Genomic DNA, 19438 nt, shown 5'->3' on the forward strand with positions numbered 1-19438 from the left:
TAGTTCCGTATATGCCAGGTGATACTGCCAGCAGTGTTTTAGATGTCACAAATCGGAGTAAACATGGCTCGTCTGGCTGCATTTGATATGGATGGTACGTTGTTAATGCCCAATCATCATTTGGGTGATGAAACGCTACGCACCCTGAACCGTCTGCGGGAAGAACGCCAAATGACTCTCGCGTTTGCTACCGGTCGCCATGTGCTGGAAATGCGCCATATTCTGGGCTCGTTATCACTCGAGGCATTTTTAATTACCGGAAACGGGACGCGCATTCATTCGACGGAAGGAGAGTTGCTGCACAGGCAAGATCTCGCCCCGGAAGCGGCAGAAATAGTCCTGCACAGCCACTGGGATACTCAGGCAAGCATGCATGTGTTTAACGATACCGGGTGGATGACGCAAAACGAGATCCCTGAATTACTGCACGCGCATGTCTACAGCGGTTTCAAATACCGCCTGACGGATCTTAAGCGTTTACCTTCACATCAGGTGACGAAGATCTGTTTCTGTGGCGATCACGACGATCTGCGCCGTTTGAAAATCCAGTTGAATGAAGCACTAGGCGATAAAGCGTTTCTTTGTTTCTCGGCAGTAGATTGCCTGGAAGTGTTACCGACAGGCTGCAATAAAGGCTCGGCGCTGAATGTATTAAGTCAGCATCTTGGCCTGACGATGAAAGATTGTATGGCGTTTGGCGATGCGATGAACGACCGCGAAATGCTCTCAAGCGTGGGTCATGGTTTGATCATGGGCAACGCGATGGCGCAACTGAAAGCAGATTTACCGCATTTACCTGTTATTGGTCACTGTAACAAGCAGGCAGTTTCTCATTATTTGACGCATTGGCTGGATACACCAAATCTCACTTATTCCCCCGAATGAAGAGACCTTGCAGCAGGCCGGGCATTTAGCCCGGCCAATTTTTTACTTAATCAAATCCAGAATTTCAGCACGCCACGGCGCGACATCCCCGATATTCGCCTTCACCCATTCCGCGTTGTAATAGGTTTCCAGATAGCGTTCGCCGCTATCACAAAGCAACGTCACAATCGAACCGGTACGTCCTTCGTCACGCATACGTGCAGCCAGTTGCAGTACGCCCCACATATTCGTCCCGGTGGACGCGCCAACTTTACGACCCAGAATAGTTTCCAGCCATTGCATGGTGGCAATACTGGCGGCATCTGGCACGCGCATCATGTCGTCAATCACATCCGGAATAAACGAAGGCTCGCAGCGCGGGCGACCAATCCCTTCGATTTTGCTACCCACGGCACTGCGTAAGCTGCAATCCCGGTTCTGCCAGTAATCCATAAACACTGAATTTTGTGGGTCCACAACGGTCAGTTTTGTTGGATAACCCTGATAACGTAAATAGCGACCGATAGTGGCCGATGTGCCGCCTGTTCCCGCGCTCATCACCACGTATTCCGGGACCGGATGCGGTTCATGTTCCATCTGGCGGAAAATACTGTCGGCAATATTATTATTGCCGCGCCAGTCGGTGGCGCGTTCAGCGTAAGTAAACTGGTCCATATAATGGCCGTTCAGTTCACGCTCCAGCATTTCGGATGCGGCGTAGATTTCACACGCGCTCTTCACGAAATGGCAACGACCACCATAAAACTCGATTTGTTCCACTTTGCGTTTCGCGGTGCAGGCTGGCATGACCGCGATAAACGGCAGACCTAACAGGCGGGCAAAATAGGCTTCGGATACAGCAGTTGAACCGGAAGACGCTTCAATAATCGTGGTGCCTTCTTTAATCCAGCCGTTACACAGACCGTACAAAAACAGTGAGCGCGCCAGGCGATGTTTCAGGCTGCCGGTTGGGTGTGTGCTTTCATCTTTCAGGTACAGCTGAATACCGGGGAAACCAGGCAGCGCAAGGCGAATCAAATGTGTATCGGCGGAGCGTTGGTAATCGGCGTTAATTTCGCTAATAGCGTGGTTTACCCAGTTGCTGGTCATGGTCGTATCCGTTTGTCTATTTGTGCTTAGAGTAATGCAAAAACAGGATAAAAAAGTTGCCTTTTAGCCTTCCCAGGGAATTAAATGGAGAAAAAATTTCTCCCTGAGGTCGCCATGTTAGATAAAATTGACCGTAAGCTGCTATCCTTGTTGCAAATCGACTGCACCCTCTCTTTGCAGGCTCTCGCTGATGCCGTTAATCTGACCACCACCCCTTGCTGGAAACGCCTGAAACGGCTTGAAGACGACGGCGTTATCCGGGCAAAAGTCGCATTACTCGATCCAGAAAAACTGGGCCTTGGGTTGACGGCTTTTGTGCTCATTAAAACCCAGCATCACAGCAGCGAGTGGTACTGCAAATTTGTATCAGTGGTTGCCGAAATGCCCGAAGTACTGGGTTTCTGGCGGATGGCAGGGGAGTATGACTACCTGATGCGTGTACAGGTAGAAGACATGAAACGATACGATGATTTTTACAAACGGCTGGTGAACGGTATTCCTGGTTTAAGCGATGTCACTTCGAGTTTTGCCATGGAACAGATAAAATACACCACGGCTTTGCCATTAGAGCGTTGAAACCCGCGCTCCCGGCCTTCAATAGCATTTCACTAGTATTTCTCAGGAATCTGACTGCGTGCGATTATTTGCTCAACTAAGCTGGTACTTCACCCGCGAATGGCGACGCTATCTCGGGGCAGTTGCCTTGCTGATTATCATTGCCATCCTGCAACTTGTGCCGCCTAAACTTGTGGGCGTGATTGTTGATGGCGTCACCCAACACACACTTTCAGGCTCTGACGTGCTGATGTGGATTGGCGTCATGCTGGTCATCGCGGTCGTTGTCTACATGTTGCGTTACGTCTGGCGCGTGCTGTTATTTGGCGCGTCATACCAACTCGCGGTGGAACTTCGCGAAGATTATTACCGCCAGTTAAGCCGCCAGCATCCCGAGTTCTATCTGCGCCACCGCACTGGGGATTTAATGGCGCGAGCCACCAACGATGTCGATCGCGTGGTGTTTGCCGCAGGCGAGGGCGTATTAACGCTGGTGGATTCGTTGGTGATGGGCTGCGCGGTGTTGATTGTTATGTCGACGCAAATCAGCTGGGAATTGACGCTGCTGGCGCTGCTGCCGATGCCCATTATGGCGCTGGTGATTAAGCGTTATGGCGACCAGTTACATCATCGTTTCAAACTCGCGCAGGCCGCATTCTCAACGCTCAACGACCGCACGCAAGAAAGTTTATCCAGTATCCGTATGATCAAAGCCTTTGGTCTGGAAGACCGCCAGTCCGCGCTGTTTGCTGCCGAAGCCAAAGATGCCGGAGCGAAAAACATGAAAGTCGCACGCGTGGATGCGCGTTTCGATCCGACGATTTACATCACTATCGGCACGGCAAACCTGCTGGCGATTGGCGGCGGGAGTTGGATGGTTATTCAGGGCACGCTGACACTCGGCCAATTGACCAGTTTCGTGATGTATCTTGGGCTGATGATCTGGCCAATGCTGGCGCTGGCGTGGATGTTCAATATCGTTGAGCGCGGCAGCGCGGCGTACAGCCGTATCCGCAGCATGTTAGCCGAAGCGCCGTCAGTGGTTGATGGGGAGCATGAAGCTCCAGCGGGGCGCGGCACGGTAGAAGCGAATATTCAGGCGTTCCATTACCCACAAACCACGCGCCCGACGCTTGAGAACGTCTCTTTCACCTTGAAACCGGGTGAAATGCTTGGCCTTTGCGGGCCAACGGGCGCCGGGAAAAGTACTATTCTCTCGCTCCTTCAGCGTCACTTTGATATCGACCAGGGCGAAATTTGCTTCCACGGCATTGCATTGCCACAGATGAAGCTCGATTCCTGGCGCAGCCGTCTGGCCGTTGTGAACCAAACGCCGTTCCTGTTCTCCGATACCGTTGCCAGCAATATTGCGCTTGGCAAACCGGGCGCGACGCAGGAAGAAATTGAACACGTCGCCAGGCTTGCCAGCGTGCATGACGATATTCTGCGTCTACCGCAAGGTTACGAAACGGAAGTTGGTGAGCGTGGTGTGATGCTCTCTGGCGGCCAGAAACAGCGTATCTCTATCGCGCGGGCGTTATTACTCGATGCGGAAATTTTGATTCTTGACGATGCTCTTTCGGCAGTCGATGGGCGCACCGAACACCAGATCCTGCATAATTTGCGCCAGTGGGGTGAAAACCGCACGGTGATCATCAGCGCACATCGTTTGTCGGCGCTGACAGAAGCCTCGGAAATTCTGGTGATGCAGCACGGGCATATCGTGCAGCGCGGGAATCACGATGTGCTGGTGGGAATGCCGGGTTGGTATCGCGACATGTATCGTTATCAACAGCTGGAAGCGGCGCTGGATGACGCGCCAGAAAATACGGCCGACGAGGAACCCGCCAATGCGTAAGGCAATCAAGCAGTGGCCAACCATAAAACGCCTGCTGGCTTATGGCTCTCCGTGGCGTAAACCGCTTGCGGGGGCGGTGGTGATGTTGTGGATTGCCGCAGCAGCCGAAGTGACAGGCCCCATTCTGGTGAGTTACTTCATCGACAACATGGTGTCTGAACATCGCCTGCCGATTGCGGCAGTGGCCGGGCTGGCCACGGCGTATTTATTTTTATCTATTTCAGCCGCAGGTCTGCATTACTGGCAGGCACTGTTATTTAACCAGGCCGCTGTAGGCGTGGTGCAAAAGCTGCGTACCGACGTAATGGATGCCGCCCTGCGCCAGCCACTCAGCACCTTTGATACTCAGCCGGTTGGGCAGTTGATCTCTCGCGTTACCAACGATACTGAAGTGATTCGCGATTTGTACGTCACCGTCGTGGCGACGGTTTTGCGCAGTGCAGCGCTGATTGGCGCGATGCTGGTGGCGATGTTCACCCTCGACTGGCGCATGGCGACGGTGGCTATCACCATCTTCCCGGCAGTGATTATCGTGATGTTTATTTACCAGCGCTACAGCACGCCTATTGTGCGCCGTGTGCGTAGCTATCTGGCGGATATCAACGATGGCTTTAACGAAGTCATCTCCGGCATGAGCGTTATCCAGCAGTTCCGCCAGCAGGCGCGTTTTGGCGAGCGCATGAATGCCGCCAGCCGCTCACATTATCTGGCGCGGATGCAAACCCTGCGCCTCGATGGTTTTTTACTGCGCCCGTTGCTGAGTCTTTTCTCCGCGATGGTTCTTTGCGGCCTGCTGATGCTGTTCGGTTTTACCTCGGTAGGCACCATTGAAGTTGGCGTGCTGTATGCCTTTATCAACTATCTGGGGCGTCTTAACGAACCGTTAATCGAACTCACCACCCAACAATCCATGCTGCAACAGGCGGTGGTTGCTGGTGAGCGTGTGTTTGAGTTAATGGACGGCAAGCGTCAGGATTACGGCAACGACAATCGCCCGCTGGAAAGTGGCCGCATTGAAGTGGATAACGTGTCGTTCTCATACCGTGGCGATCGCCTGGTATTGCAGGACATTAATCTGGATGTTCCAGCGCGCAGTTTTGTGGCGCTCGTCGGGCACACCGGAAGCGGGAAAAGTACTCTCGCCAACTTATTGATGGGCTATTACCCGCTGACAAAAGGCGAAGTCCGTCTTGATGGCCGCCCGCTCGATACCTTAAGCCACAGCGTATTGCGCCAGGGGGTTGCGATGGTGCAACAAGATCCGGTGGTGCTGGCGGACTCATTCTTTGCAAACGTCACGCTTGGGCGCGACATCAGCGAAGCGGCAGTCTGGCAGGCGCTGGAAACCGTGCAGCTTGCGGAACTGGCGCGCACCATGAGCGAAGGCATTCACACGCGCCTCGGCGAGCAGGGCAATAATTTGTCCGTCGGCCAAAAGCAGTTACTGGCGCTGGCGCGAGTGCTGGTGGATGCACCGCAGATCCTTATCCTCGATGAAGCCACGGCTAATATTGACTCAGGCACCGAGCAGGCTATTCAGCAGGCGCTGGCGGTTGTCCGCGAGCACACCACACTTGTGGTTATTGCGCACCGTTTATCGACGATAACCGATGCCGATACCATTATGGTGCTGCATCGTGGGCAGGCTGTTGAGCGCGGTACACACCGTGAATTACTGGCTGCGCAAGGGCGATACTGGCAAATGTATCAGCTGCAACTGGCTGGCGAAGAATTAGCCGCCGCCACGCGCGAAGAACCCGCCACCGCGTGATGCACCAAAATCACGCATAAAACCAATGGTTATCGCCGTTGGTGCAGAAGTGAAACGCACCATGCACTTAAATGGTGCGTTTTTATTTCCTAAGAACTTTCTTAATCCCAGTCATCGTTATTTCTCTCCTTAAAATCCCCATTTGGTGCAGCTCAACGCACTGGAAAAACTGTTTTTCAATTTTGGCATGACCTTTGCTTTATCTAAATCGTGTCGTTTGCCAATTCTCACTGGAGAGGATCTATGAAGCTAGTTACCGTGGTGATTAAACCGTTCAAACTCGAAGATGTGCGTGAAGCGCTGTCTTCAATCGGTATTCAAGGGCTGACTGTCACCGAAGTGAAAGGCTTTGGTCGCCAGAAAGGTCACGCTGAGTTGTACCGCGGTGCTGAATACAGCGTCAATTTCCTGCCAAAAGTGAAAATTGATGTAGCAATTGCCGACGATCAACTCGACGAAGTAATTGATGTTATTAGCAAAGCTGCCTACACCGGCAAAATTGGCGATGGGAAAATTTTCGTTGCCGAACTGCAACGCGTCATCCGCATTCGTACCGGCGAAGCCGACGAAGCCGCACTGTAATCGTCTTAGCCACTCGTGAAAGGGATGGAAAAATGAAGAAATTAGCCTCTATCTTAGGCGTTGTAGCCCTGGCACTTGCGCCATCAATTGCTCTGGCGGCACCGGCTGTGGCCGATAAAGCAGACAACGCCTTTATGATGATTAGCACCGCACTGGTGCTGTTTATGACAATTCCTGGGTTGGCGCTGTTTTACGGCGGCCTGATTCGCTCCAAAAACGTGCTGTCGATGCTGACGCAAATTACGGTCACGTTTGCACTGGTTTGTGTGCTGTGGGTGGTTTATGGCTACTCACTGACCTTCGGCACCGGCGGAAGTTTCTTCGGTAACTTCGACTGGTTGATGCTCAAAAACATCCAACTCACCGCGCTGACCGGTTCTTTCTACCAGTATATTCACGTTGCGTTCCAGGGCTCTTTCGCCTGTATCACCGTTGGCTTGATTGTCGGCGCGCTGGCTGAACGTATTCGTTTCTCTGCGGTGCTTATCTTTGTGGTGATTTGGCTGACGCTGTCTTACCTGCCAATCGCACACATGGTTTGGGGCGGCGGTTTACTGGCAACGCACGGCGCGATGGACTTCGCAGGCGGTACAGTGGTTCACATCAACGCCGCGGTTGCAGGCCTGGTGGGCGCTTACCTGATTGGTAAACGTGTGGGTTACGGTAAAGAAGCCTTCAAACCACACAACTTGCCGATGGTGTTTACCGGTACGGCAATCCTGTACTTCGGTTGGTTCGGTTTCAACGCCGGTTCAGCCAGTGCTGCAAACGAAATCGCAGCCCTGGCCTTTGTGAACACGGTTGTTGCAACAGCGGCTGCGGTGCTGGGTTGGGTCTTCGGCGAGTGGGCATTGCGCGGCAAACCTTCTCTGTTGGGCGCGTGTTCCGGTGCCATTGCAGGCCTGGTCGGTATCACCCCAGCGTGTGGTTATGTTGGCGTCGGCGGCGCACTGATTATCGGTATCGTTGCGGGTCTGGCGGGCTTGTGGGGCGTGACGCTGCTGAAGAAATGGCTGCGTGTTGATGACCCTTGTGATGTGTTCGGTGTCCACGGCGTGTGCGGTATTGTTGGCTGCATCATGACCGGTATCTTCGCTTCACCTTCTCTGGGCGGCGTGGGCTACGCAGAAGGCGTGACCATGGGCCATCAAGTTTTGGTGCAGTTGGAAAGTATCGGTGTGACGATTCTGTGGTCTGCGGTAGTCGCCTTCATCGGCTTCAAAGTTGCTGACCTGACTGTCGGCCTGCGCGTGCCGGAAGAGCATGAGCGCGAAGGTCTGGACGTTAACAGCCATGGCGAGAATGCTTACAACGCATAAGTAACACGTTAATAAAAAAGCGGAGCGCAGGCTCCGCTTTTTTTATGCTTTCAGGATTAACCCCGCTTGCGCATCACGCCTTCCTGCACCGTCGATGCCACTAACACCCCATCACGAGAATAAAACTCCCCGCGCACAAAGCCACGAGCACTCGAGGCGGAGGTACTTTCCACGCTATACAGCAGCCAATCGTTCATATCGAACGGGCGATGGAACCACATTGAGTGATCGATGGTGGCGACCTGCATTCCCGGTTCGAGGAAACCGACGCCATGCGGCTGAAGGGCGACAGGCAGGAAGTTAAAGTCCGACGCATATCCGAGCAAATACTGATGTACATGCAAATCGGCAGGCATTTTACCGTTAGCTTTCATCCACACCTGGCGTACCGGTTCATCAACATGGCCCTGCATTGGGTTATGGAAAACCACCGGGCGAATCTCCAGCGGTTTCTCACACAGAAACTTTTCTTTCAGCGTTTGAGGCAGAAGTTTCTCAAATGCCATCGCAATTTCAGTTTCTGATTTCAGATTTTCAGGGGCCGGGGCAGCAGGCATGGTTTTTTGATGTTCAAAGCCCGGCTCTGGCGCCTGGAAAGACGCGGTCATGTAGAAAATCGGTTTGCCATTTTGAATCGCAGCCACGCGGCGGGCGCTGAAACTATTCCCGTCGCGCAGGGTTTCAACGTCATAAACGATAGGTTTCTGGCTATCGCCGGGGCGCAAAAAATAGCTGTGAAATGAATGCACCAGACGGTCAACCGGCACGGTTTCTTTGGCGGCATACAACGCCTGGCCAACTACCTGCCCACCGAACACCTGACGTAAACCTAAGTCTTCGCTCTGGCCACGAAAAATACCTTCTTCAATCTTTTCCAGATTGAGTAATGCCAATAAATTGCTGAGCGCCTGACTCATAAAAGGTCCTCAATAAAATAAATAAAATCGTGCAATTGGCCTGATTATAACAGGTTTCCTGCAATCTCCACGTAGTGGCCCGACCTGACGATCGGTTTCGCTTTTGGGCAAAAACCAGTTATATGTGCCACACTTAGCGTGATAAGTAAGTTTAACCACTCATTACTCGTGGGCCTACGGCCTGCTGGTGCATTGATAATAAGGAGAACAAATCAATGAAACTTGTGCACACGTTAAGTGGTTTAGCCATTGCCGTAGCGATGGCGGGATGCGCGCAGAAAAGCGCTGATATCCCAACGCCTGCACCTGCCGCTACAACAACTTCGGCAGCAGCAACTGCGCAGTCTGATATTGCACAGCCTAATGTTTCCGGTACGGTATGGATTCGTCAGAAAGTCGCTTTACCACCGGATGCGGTACTCACTGTCACGCTGTCTGATGCCTCTATGGCTGATGCGCCGTCACGAGTATTGTCACAGAAAGCCGTTCGCACGGAAGGGAAGCAGTCACCGTTCAGCTTTGTGCTGCCGTTTAACCCAGCAGATATTCAGCCGAATGCGCGAATTATCCTGAGTGCGGCGATTACCGTGAACGATAAACTGATGTTTATCACCGATACTATTCAGCCGGTGATTAACCAGGGCGGGAAAAAAGTCGATCTGACACTGGTGCCGGTCCAACAAACGGCGGTTCCTGTTCAGGCCAGTGGCGGTGCGATGACAACGGTTCCATCAACTTCACCGACTCAGGTGAATCCTTCAGCAGCGGTTCCTGCGCCAACGCAGTTCTGATCTTCACCATAATGCGAAGCGCCTCACCCGAGGCGCTTTTCAATAATTCCAGCGATAGCGTTCCATATCAATTTTCCCATCGCCAGAAACCATAATGCCTTCTGAAAGCAGGGCTTGCCGTTGGCGTTGTAAATCCGGGCCGGTCAGGGAAATATGCCCGTGGCGATTCACCACCCGGTGCCACGGCAGTTTGCTGCCTTCGGGCAAACGTTTGAGAACGCCGCCGACTTGTCTTGCTGCACGCGGAGATCCCGCCAGACGTGCGACATCGCCATAAGTGGTGACGCAACCTTCTGGAATAGCAGCAATAATTTGGAAAACCCGCATCGGGAATGAATCATTGTTATCCATAGCAAACCTCGTAAACGCCTGCTGTACAGGATAATCGCCGGCCATCAAACAAGGAAGCAAAACGCAGGCTGCGCAAGAAACCAACACCTGACCGCTCGTTGCTTGCAATTGCATAGGGCAACATGGATAATGCGCCAGCGCGTTAGGTAACTAGCGCTCTCAATGGGGGCTCTGTTGGTTCTCCCGCAATGCTAATTTGTGAATTCGGTCAGGTCCGGAAGGAAGCAGCCGCAGCAGATGACGCGTGTGCCGGGATGTAGCTGGCAGGGCCCCCACCCAATTATGCTAATGCTATGATTTTTATAGCTAAAAATCTTATTTCTTTGCATTGATCCGCTGGTGTTACAACTTTTGTGTATCACTTAGAAGGCCAATCAATGTCACATCTGATGCTATCCCGTCACGGAATCTGGTACTACCGTCGAGTATATTTAACACCTCGGAGACGGCGCGAGATTCACATTTCTCTGCGTACACGTTCAAAGCGTGAAGCTATGAAACGTGCAGAGCAATACATCACCTCACAGTCTTTCGCCTGTGTTCCACTGGCCATCCCTACACACTCATCTTCTTCTGCGGCTGCTTCTGACTTGGTGAAAAAGAAAAGGCAATTATTTCCGGATCTCAGTCGAGAACTTGAGAAGTACACCAACACCAAAAAAGAAGCGGTGGGCGAGCGTGAGATTTTGACGATCAATAGATGCGTGAAGTCGTACCTTACAGGAAGCCACAACGAGCTGCTGCTTAAATTCGGGAGGATAATTAGGGCAGCCTTTACGCCTGCCGGAAGTTACATTTTTCTGCATATCCGACACTTTGGTTCCCACCACTTTGTCGGATACATCAGATTATGACCAGACGGTTCTCGCTGTACACTTACGACCCGTCAACTGTACCACATACTTAACGGACAATAACCGGGTGAGCGATTCTACCCAGGTCGCCAGCGAGGACGTGTAAAGTTGCCGTTCAGACAGCCATGAGATGCGTTCAGTGACAATCCCGCAGCGGGAACAGCGCAGACGGCGAACAGAAACATCATGGACAGCACAGTCTCTGCGACCACATCGACGACAGGATGGTGCAAAACCGGGGTCAGGCCGGAGTGTAATAAGCAGAGCATCAGGCGCAGGATGAGTGAAGGAATCAACAGTGAAACCTTCCCAGAAGAGGGAAGAAAGATTAGCATTCATGGCAGATGGCGGTTGAGTGGCGGGTTAGTGTTCTGGCGAATACAAAACTAACCCTTTTTACCGCCGTTTTCCATTGGTTCACGCTTAACCGCGATGAACCTTTTTTTAGCCGATATCCGATTTGGATGAATCAAACCGAAATGCAAAACAATTGCTGAGAAGGAATTAACTTAGCTCCGCAGGCAGTTTTCATATCTTGTACAGCGACACTAACCCCGCAATAAGTCATTTGTGGTGTGCCAGCCACGATAGGGAATTTGCCTTCACATAAAGGACACGTGACCATATGTCCTACACCTGCAACAGGAAGTCCCTGCCAGGTAATTCCATCAAATCCTTCTATTACGGTTCCACCGTGACTAGTTTTATCACCTTTCATAATTATGGGGATTCCGGACATAGTATTGCTCCTCTCTAATTTTCAGCGACATGCTGTTATTAAATTGTTATTGTGTAATGCTATAATTGATGTCTTTGCTTCTTGTTCATTTGCTACTGTAGTAATTGTGTAGGTTTTGCTAAATTGAATCCCCGGACATTGGGTGCCAGACGTTGAGCCTTCAATTATAAAAGTCTCAGTGCCTGTATTAATCGGTAATCCAGATATTTCTATTAAGCCATTAGTATTTGGGGTGTTTGAATTTATAGTTAAACCGTTTTTTAGATGAGTAACTTCATAATAATGTTTTTCACCCAACACTCCGAGACTGGCGATATGAGCACCTGAATGAGTAATTCTAATATTATATGGTTTTCCAATTACTGCATTAGGAAGTTGATCAGGCGTAAAGACTAAATTGTTTTTGGAAACTAATGAGCAACATCCACTTAGTATTAATAGGGGTATTAATAATGGTATTTTAAAGGTTATGGTTTTTTTTATATTTTCAAGAATGATCATGATTCAATCCTTAATGGTAATTATGAGTCATATATTTTACTAATTTTGTGTTTTTAGGGTATTTTACTGAATACCACTGCTCCATAAATGAAAGAGCAAAAATCTTTAAATCCTCTATTCCTATTGATATCGAAAGAATTCATACTTTTCATTTCACCCCATGAAAATAAATCAAGGCATACTAATTCACTATCGGATGTGTTGATGTTTATTGGATTATTGGTGAGGGCGTTTTTTAACTTGCTTTCCCATACCACCCAGTGAGTAGGGTATCCGGTTCTACCACCAAGAAGTAACTCATGATCAATTAATATCGCAACATGGTTTGAAGAGTCAACATATTGACTTAGCTGTACAATAGTATCTCTAGAAAAATGAGTGATTTTCATTTCATGGTAAATGATATTTGAACCAACTGCACTTGCCCAATTTACAATACTATCAGGCATAGTAATTCCAGATATTTCATCATCAGGAGAGCTATATGACATAATAGTGTTTTCGCAATCTCTAAGGCTTGCAAGCGCAATCCAATCTATAGCAGGAACTCGTGTCCTTCCTGTTGGCTTTGTATAATTAATAGGCGTCGTCGTCCCTTTGCTTGGAGATATGGTTATGTTAACCAATTCAGAAGACCCTGTATTCCATAATTCTTTAATAAAATTGGCATATAAATCAGGTCGATCTTTCAATAGAGAGTAAATAAATGCAGCGGGTCCACACAAGCTGCTATCTTGCTGGTCTGGATATTTGTTCTTCATATAATCATTTGGGGATGGCTGAAACTTCAACCGTGCCGCCAATTGTCGTTCTATCTTACTTTTCTCAAATGGGTCATCCGGATGACCCACTGGAAACTGCGAATCAATAAAGATGCGATGACTGGAAATATTACAGATTTTATCGTAGTTTTTGCTCTGAGTCGTTTCACCTTTGCTGAATTTTTTATTCAGTACCGTCCAGTCGTGACTACTTTCCCCGTCGGAGAAAGATTTAATATAAATTTTATCCGTACAAACACCTGCACAATAGATATCGCAATAGGTAACAGGAAGTTCGGATGAGGAGCCTGTATAGTTCATACAGTGCAGCGAGGATTCACCTGATTGAGAAAATTTTGTTTCAGGTTCGGAGGAAATGACGTTATCGCGATCTGATGTATGACAAAGTTTAATAATATAGCTGTATCGACTGAAATCGATAGCGGAGCAGTCATCAATACCGACAGCTTTTACGGAGAATTTAGCATATATATTCATAGACTATAAAATGTCCTTTTGGTTGTTATCAAGTACCACATCAATATGTATATTTTCTACTTCCTCAGCCTGAAATGTTTCAGTGTATCCCCGGCTGTCTGTGGTACCCCTGGTGGTACTTCCGTCCTTAAGAAATGCGATGTAATTTTTGGTGATGAATGGTTTATGCTCATCATCAGTAAGCTGGAAGCGTAACTGATAAGGTTCATTTTCATCTTTGTCGTCAGCGTTATCCTGGGGCGGAGGAATGTCAGAGTTAGGGTTGTTATTTTCTGGTGGCTGGGATTCTGGCTCTTCGGTGCTCTCTGAAAATGCAGACTGATTTATCTCCGAATCTGTAAAACTTTGTCCAGCGTTGTTCATTTTAGCCAGAACATTCACTGTTGGTGGTGTGATTTTGACTATGCCACGCAGATTAATAATGGGAGCGTCAAGAGTTATCCCTTTATCATCTATAGTGATCCTCCCCATCGGCCCCTGAATATCAATTTTTTCATTTCCTTTCAGAATTATTTTTTTGGCCTGAGTAGTATTTTCCTTCCCGGTTAAAATAGTTTCTTTACCTTCAGTTAACCGTGAAAAGTCGCCTGAAATTTCATTATGAAAGTTGGCATGGGAATACTCCTCGCGATGTGTCTTTACATCCAGATGCCAACCACCTTTTATCGTAATGTGTCGGTCCCTTTCTACAACAATGGTGTCATCTCGTCCGACAGACAGACGCTGATCGTTACCAATGCACTTTTCTCTGTCATGCTGAACGTTATAAAACTGATCATTCAGCACCACCGTCTTCATGTCCTTCTGGGCATGCATCGACAGCAGTTCCTGGCCGGTCTGGTCGTCAAACATCAGTTCGTTGTATCCATTACCCTTATACGTCTGCGAGCGTATCGCCATCTGGGTTTTCGTCCCCGGCAGGTCGCCCGGTGCGCGGTTGGCGGCGTGATAGGTTCGCCCAGTAATGATGGGCTGGTCCGGGTCGCCGTTGAGGAAATCGACAATCACTTCCTGGCCGACGCGCGGAATGGCGATGTTGCCGAATCCCGTGCCCGCCCACGCCTGCGAGACGCGCACCCAGCACGAGCTTTCTTCGTTGCTTTTGTTGTAGCGGTCCCAGGCAAATTTCACCGTCACGCGCCCGTGCTCGTCGCAGTAGATTTCTTCCCCGGCAGGACCGGTAACAATCCCGATTTGCGGGCCGTCCATCAGCGGTTTCGGCAACGGCGCCGGGCGCCAGGTTTGTGTGGCCGGGATAACATGAAAACTGTTGGTGAGCGTGGTGCCCTGGCCGGCGCTGCCGATATGCGCCTGCGACTGGCTGCCGGTCATCTCGCTCGACACCACCTGCCACGGGCTGTTTAAATCTTCACGCGGATGGTCGGTGAGCGTAAACCAGCGCCCCGGCTGCAATTGCGGGCAGTTACTGGTGCCGCTGGCAAAATCGACGTTATTGCGCCAGCCTTCCATCTGATATTTCGCAAAAGCGGCCCCGTGCTGTTCATCCTTAAAACGCCCCGGATAGTCAAAGATTTCGTAGTCCGGACGCTGATATGACAGGTCCGCGCCTTCTTCCTGATACTGCGCCTGCCAGCCGGGGGCGGTGAAGGTGTAGTCCTTTGTAGTGACTTTTGCCGGGCGGATTTGTGCGCTGCGGCAGAAAGTGTTGATGCAGTATGTGGACGATTCAGAGGCGGCATTCGGGTTATAGGGGAACGTCCCGAGGCCGCGCAGGTTGCTGCGGTCATCGGTGAAAGTCAGTTTCTGGTCTCTGTCGTCGAGATATTCATCCTCGAAGAAAAAAATGCCCTCTTCGGCGGCGAGACGGGCGATGAAATCGTAATCGGATTCCATAAACTGGACGCAAAATTCGCGTGCCGGATGCGGGCGACGGAACAGCGCGTCATGCGTGCGGATACGCATCTCTTTCAGCAGTTTGGCAAAAATATACTGGATGTCGTAGTTCTGAAAGCTGCGGCAGTTCTGCCGTTGTGAACTGCGCCAGAACTCCGGGCGCACCGTCATGCGGTACAACGTCTGGTGTTTACCGCTGTCGCCCTGCTCGCAGAAGGTGACGATGCCACGCACCCGGCGCTTAATCACCTCGCCCTGCCAGATGGTGAGCAGCGCGTATTCGTCGAGAATGGCTTTAAAGCCAATCGCCGGGTCATTGCAGGCGACGGTGATCTCCAGGCTGAACAGGGAGGAGAGGGACTGCTTTAGCGTAAAGTTCACCACCGCAAAGGTGTCCGCAGGTGTACGCCCGGCGGTGAAGGTAAAGCGGGTGCCGTCTGAGGCCATGACGTTATTCCCTCAATAAATTATTGAACCATTGAGCAGAGCATTTAATCCCCCCTCAACTCATAATTAAAACAAATGTAATAAAATCATAATGATGTGTATTTTATGAATTGATAAAAGTAGAGCTGAAGGTAAATAGTAACTGTGATGACGATCACGAAGATGGATTTGATTAGATAGGAAAACGTACAAGATAAGGAATCGAGCCTGTTTATCATTCTGTGTAAATGCCTTTTCTCAGTAGTGAACTTCAAGTCGCTCACTGAACTCGATAATAAAGCGGCTCATGGCCGGGCCACAGTACCCGTTGTGTATCTGCATCCACCGCAACAGTTGCATAGCGATGACCTTTAAACAGCACGAGCTCATCCATTATCAGGCGGCGCAACGTGTGCCGTTCAGGCAGCCATGAGATGCGTTCAGTGACAATCCAGCAGCGGGAACAGCGCAGACGGCGAACAGAAACATCATGGACAGCACAGTCACTGCGACCACATCGACGACAGGATGGTGCAAAACCGGGGTCAGGCCGGAGTGTAATAAGCAGAGCATCAGGCGCAGGATGAGTGAAGGAATCAACAGTGAAACCTTCTCAGAAGAGGGAAGAAAGATTAGCATTCATGGCAGACGGCGGTTGAGTGGCTGTTTGTGTTCTGGCGAATACAAACCTAAACGTTCTTACTGCCGTTTTCTATTGGTTCACGTTTAACCGCGATGATCCTTAAAAATGCCCCGCAACTGACGTCACAGGGCATTCAAGTTATAGAGTGCTTATTTGGTGGGACGGTTAAGGCGTTACAATATTGAACCAGAAATCAAACTTGTCCATATAACCCAGTACTTCATCCAGTTTTCCTGCATCCCCAGTGATTTTTACATCACCTTTGTCTTTCGCCTGTTGCAATGTTTCTTCTTTCAACACAATGCGATTGAGCGTATCGCGTGAAACATTAATTGTGGCGTCAGCATTACTGGCTGCTGAATTTGGCGTGTGGTTAAGCACACCGTTTTCCAGTTCCAGTTTGTACTTCCCGCCCTGGTCGCCGAAGTTAAAGTTCAGCACCGCGTGGGCATTAGCCGCTTTCTCACCGTTGATATGCACAGCCATATAATCGAAGAACATTTCTGGCGTCATGGCGCGAACGGTATCCGGGCTTGCGGTATTTGGCGTTGCAGCTTTGACAACACCATTACGCAGTTCCTGTGCCCCAGACAAATAGAAGTTACGCCATGGGCCGGATTCTGCCTGATACCCCATTTGCTCCAGCGCATCCGCTTCCAGTTCACGCGCAGCCTTGTTATCGGGATCGGCAAATACGACTTTGCTCACGACCTGAGCCACCCAGCGGTAATTACCCTGGCGGTAATCAGACTTCGCGTTTTGCAGAATGCTGTCTGCTCCGCCCATATATTCCACGAATTTCTTCGCTGATTGCTCTGGCGGCAGTTCATCAAGTGTTGCCGGGTTGCCATCGAACCAGCCGAGGTAGAACACATAGGTGGCTTTCACATCGTGGCTGACGGAACCGTAATAGCCACGGCTAGCCCAGGTTTTCTCGAGGCTCGGTGGGAGTTTGAAGTTGGCTGCAATTTCATCGCGGGTCAGGCCTTCGTTCGCCATACGCAACGTCTGGTCATTGATGTAGCGATACATATCGCGCTGGCCTTTCATCAGGTTGACGACATTTTCCTGACCCCAGGTTGGCCAGTGGTGCTGAGCGATAATGATTTCAGCATCGCTGCCCCAACGATCTATCGCTGCATTAATATATTTAGACCATGCCAGCGGATCGCGGATTTTCGCCCCGCGCAGAGAATACGTGTTGTGCAGCGTATGGGTGACATCTTCCGCTGCTTCTATCATCTTCTTCTCTTTGACATACCACAGCATTTCTGACGGCGCTTCCGAACCAGGCGCCATCATAAAGTCGTAGGTCAAACCATCGATCACTTCTTCCTGACCGGTGTGAGTGATGTAGTTTGTTGGCGCCAGTAACGTCACAGTACCGGCAGAAGTGGTGGTACCCAGGCCCGCACCGACCTGGCCTTTTGCATCGGCAGGCAAAAGATTGCCATACATATAGCTCGCACGGCGGCTCATGGCATTACCCGCCATAATGTTCTCGTCAACTGCGGCACCCATAAAGCCTTGCGGAGCATAAAGTTTCACTTTACCCGCTTTGACATCAGCTTCATCTACCACACCCCGCACGCCACCGTAGTGGTCAACGTGGCTGTGGGTGAAAATAACCGCGACAACGGGTTTTTTGCCGCGATTTTTATAATACAGATCCATTGCCGTTTTAGCGGTTTCGGCAGAAACCAGCGGGTCGATAACGGTAATCCCGGTTTTACCTTCAATAATGGTCATATTGGAAAGGTCGAGGTTACGGATCTGGTAAACACCATCGGTCACTTGAAATAGACCGCTAATATTAATTAGCTGGGACTGACGCCACAGGCTCGGGTTAACCGTCGCTGGTGCTTTATCGCCCTCTTTAATAAAAGCGTACTGCTGCGGGTTCCAGATAACATTGCCTTTCTCGCCCTTTATAGCCTCTTGCGGGAGGGCGGCGATAAAGCCTTTATGAGCATTGGCAAAATCAGTTTTATCAGCAAAAGGCAGCTGATTGTAAAGTGCTTCATTCGCTTGCTGAGTTGCAGCTGTTGCATCTTTTGTTGGCGCTGGCGTTGCAGCGCTGACTGACAGTGATGTCAGTAAACCTGCAGCAATCAGGCTTGTGGCTATTAGATTCAGTCTCATTAATTCAACCTCTAAACTTAATAAAGTCTAAAAGATAAGAAATATTTTTTAGACTTCACTTTATTTTGAATAAACTGGTTTGAAAAACCTGTATGTTTACCACTTCGTCAACTTTAATCGATTACATAATGATGAAGTAGTACCATATGGGACTACAGTTTATTTTGCTATTTAGATGGAATTACGTCTTTCATTTTGTACAGACATTTTGATTTGATGGCGCTATACTATAATTACTGATGATATATATTGGATATGTTATGGCGGCTAGCTTCGAAAATATTCATCGTTATTATAAATCGCTGGACATGGAGCGTCAGGTTAATGATATCTGCAAAAGTGGAGAGCCATTGACTTTTGCCGTAACTAAAAAATTAGATCTGACGCCAGGTTTTATTTATGTTCCGGTTGAAGGTTCTGTTGCTATTCTACATGCAGAAAGTGAACTCACTATTGGCAATGCGATTGACTTTATGCCCATTGGTTTGATGGAGCGCTATTGTCCGCTACTGAGTTTTGAATATAAATGCATGACACCAGTGAAAATCGTTAAAATTTCTTATGAGAACTTTGATAATATTTTCTTTCAAAGCACTGAAAATATGCAGGTATTATCAAATATTTTGATTTTTATGACCATTTTCTCACTTGAATTACACGCTGAGAGAAAGCAACTCACCAGCTATCAAACAATCAAACCCATGTTGTACCGTTATCTCTACAGAGCTAAAACCTACCCCAAAGAAAGTGAAGGTCTGGCGAATTTTATTATACGTCGCACCAAATTATCTCGTACTCATGTATTCAGAGTGCTGGCTGATTTAAAAGAGGGTGGATATATTACGATGAAGAATGGAAAGCTGGTATCAATAAACAAAGTTTTGCCGGATGGATACTAATGA

At 49.5% G+C, this 19438-nt stretch carries 17 protein-coding genes and 1 other RNA gene; 10 read left to right on the forward strand and 8 right to left on the reverse strand.

Going from position 1 to position 19438, the window contains the following annotated elements; translation table 11 throughout:
- Positions 1 to 63: 63 nt before the first annotated feature.
- Positions 64 to 885, forward strand: a complete 822-nt coding sequence (gene cof / locus M2371_RS16630) for an HMP-PP phosphatase (protein ID WP_259268292.1) — start codon at positions 64 to 66, stop codon at positions 883 to 885.
- A 42-nt stretch (positions 886 to 927) separates the two neighbouring features.
- Here the strand turns inward: cof and M2371_RS16635 are convergent, their stop codons facing one another.
- Entirely contained in the window at positions 928 to 1974 is a 1047-nt protein-coding gene (locus M2371_RS16635) for a PLP-dependent cysteine synthase family protein (RefSeq protein ID WP_259268206.1), read from the reverse strand.
- A 114-nt stretch (positions 1975 to 2088) separates the two neighbouring features.
- On the opposite strand from M2371_RS16635, the gene M2371_RS16640 reads away from it, so the two are divergent.
- The 5 genes from M2371_RS16640 (at position 2089) to amtB (ending at position 8059) form a co-directional block, all read left to right on the forward strand.
- The gene (locus tag M2371_RS16640; protein ID WP_034493833.1) at positions 2089 to 2550 is read left to right on the forward strand and encodes an Lrp/AsnC family transcriptional regulator; all 462 of its coding nucleotides are present in this window, start codon (positions 2089 to 2091) and stop codon (positions 2548 to 2550) included.
- A 58-nt stretch (positions 2551 to 2608) separates the two neighbouring features.
- A complete protein-coding gene (locus tag M2371_RS16645) occupies positions 2609 to 4387 on the forward strand; it encodes a SmdA family multidrug ABC transporter permease/ATP-binding protein (protein WP_259268207.1) in 1779 nt (592 codons plus the stop codon).
- On the forward strand, positions 4380 to 6158 hold the full coding sequence (locus M2371_RS16650; RefSeq protein WP_259268208.1) for a SmdB family multidrug efflux ABC transporter permease/ATP-binding protein: 1779 nt from the start codon (positions 4380 to 4382) through the stop codon (positions 6156 to 6158). Before M2371_RS16645 ends, M2371_RS16650 begins: the two co-directional genes overlap by 8 nt.
- Positions 6159 to 6401: 243 nt before the next feature.
- Positions 6402 to 6740, forward strand: a complete 339-nt coding sequence (gene glnK / locus M2371_RS16655; protein ID WP_002891893.1) for a P-II family nitrogen regulator — start codon at positions 6402 to 6404, stop codon at positions 6738 to 6740.
- A gap of 32 nt (positions 6741 to 6772) precedes the next feature.
- Positions 6773 to 8059 carry an ammonium transporter AmtB gene (gene amtB, locus M2371_RS16660; protein WP_259268209.1) on the forward strand — a complete coding sequence of 429 codons (1287 nt, stop codon included), beginning with the start codon at positions 6773 to 6775 and terminating at the stop codon, positions 8057 to 8059.
- Positions 8060 to 8115: 56 nt separating this feature from the next.
- On the opposite strand, the gene tesB is transcribed toward amtB, so the two are convergent.
- Positions 8116 to 8976: an acyl-CoA thioesterase II gene (tesB, locus tag M2371_RS16665; protein ID WP_034493726.1), complete on the reverse strand. Its 861-nt coding sequence runs from the start codon at positions 8974 to 8976 to the stop codon at positions 8116 to 8118.
- Between the two features lie 215 nt (positions 8977 to 9191).
- Here tesB and M2371_RS16670 point away from each other — a divergent pair, with 215 nt between their 5' ends.
- The gene (locus M2371_RS16670; protein WP_034493727.1) at positions 9192 to 9767 is read left to right on the forward strand and encodes a YbaY family lipoprotein; all 576 of its coding nucleotides are present in this window, start codon (positions 9192 to 9194) and stop codon (positions 9765 to 9767) included.
- A 39-nt stretch (positions 9768 to 9806) separates the two neighbouring features.
- Here the strand turns inward: M2371_RS16670 and M2371_RS16675 are convergent, their stop codons facing one another.
- Positions 9807 to 10118, reverse strand: coding sequence for an MGMT family protein (locus tag M2371_RS16675; RefSeq protein WP_259268210.1), 312 nt, complete (start codon positions 10116 to 10118; stop codon positions 9807 to 9809).
- A 172-nt stretch (positions 10119 to 10290) separates the two neighbouring features.
- Here M2371_RS16675 and ffs point away from each other — a divergent pair.
- Both ffs and M2371_RS16685 read left to right on the forward strand, forming a co-directional pair.
- Positions 10291 to 10387: signal recognition particle sRNA small type (ffs, locus tag M2371_RS16680), an RNA gene on the forward strand.
- Between the two features lie 225 nt (positions 10388 to 10612).
- Positions 10613 to 10972 (forward strand): hypothetical protein, encoded by a 360-nt coding sequence (locus M2371_RS16685; protein ID WP_259268211.1) that lies wholly within the window; start codon positions 10613 to 10615, stop codon positions 10970 to 10972.
- A gap of 469 nt (positions 10973 to 11441) precedes the next feature.
- On the opposite strand, the gene M2371_RS16690 is transcribed toward M2371_RS16685, so the two are convergent.
- From M2371_RS16690 to M2371_RS16710, 5 genes are all read right to left on the reverse strand, one after another.
- On the reverse strand, positions 11442 to 11711 hold the full coding sequence (locus M2371_RS16690) for a PAAR domain-containing protein (RefSeq protein ID WP_259268212.1): 270 nt from the start codon (positions 11709 to 11711) through the stop codon (positions 11442 to 11444).
- Between the two features lie 21 nt (positions 11712 to 11732).
- A complete protein-coding gene (locus M2371_RS16695; RefSeq protein ID WP_259268213.1) occupies positions 11733 to 12212 on the reverse strand; it encodes a hypothetical protein in 480 nt (159 codons plus the stop codon).
- Between the two features lie 53 nt (positions 12213 to 12265).
- Positions 12266 to 13471 (reverse strand): hypothetical protein, encoded by a 1206-nt coding sequence (locus M2371_RS16700; protein ID WP_259268214.1) that lies wholly within the window; start codon positions 13469 to 13471, stop codon positions 12266 to 12268.
- A 3-nt stretch (positions 13472 to 13474) separates the two neighbouring features.
- Positions 13475 to 15772 carry a type VI secretion system tip protein VgrG gene (locus M2371_RS16705; protein WP_259268215.1) on the reverse strand — a complete coding sequence of 766 codons (2298 nt, stop codon included), beginning with the start codon at positions 15770 to 15772 and terminating at the stop codon, positions 13475 to 13477.
- Between the two features lie 787 nt (positions 15773 to 16559).
- Entirely contained in the window at positions 16560 to 18536 is a 1977-nt protein-coding gene (locus M2371_RS16710) for an alkyl/aryl-sulfatase (RefSeq protein ID WP_259268216.1), read from the reverse strand.
- Positions 18537 to 18796: 260 nt separating this feature from the next.
- Here M2371_RS16710 and M2371_RS16715 point away from each other — a divergent pair, with 260 nt between their 5' ends.
- Positions 18797 to 19435: a helix-turn-helix domain-containing protein gene (locus tag M2371_RS16715; RefSeq protein WP_259268217.1), complete on the forward strand. Its 639-nt coding sequence runs from the start codon at positions 18797 to 18799 to the stop codon at positions 19433 to 19435.
- Positions 19436 to 19438: the final 3 nt, after the last annotated feature.

Origin of the sequence: Buttiauxella sp. BIGb0471 (assembly GCF_024807715.1) — a bacterium.
Lineage (GTDB): Bacteria > Pseudomonadota > Gammaproteobacteria > Enterobacterales > Enterobacteriaceae > Buttiauxella > Buttiauxella agrestis.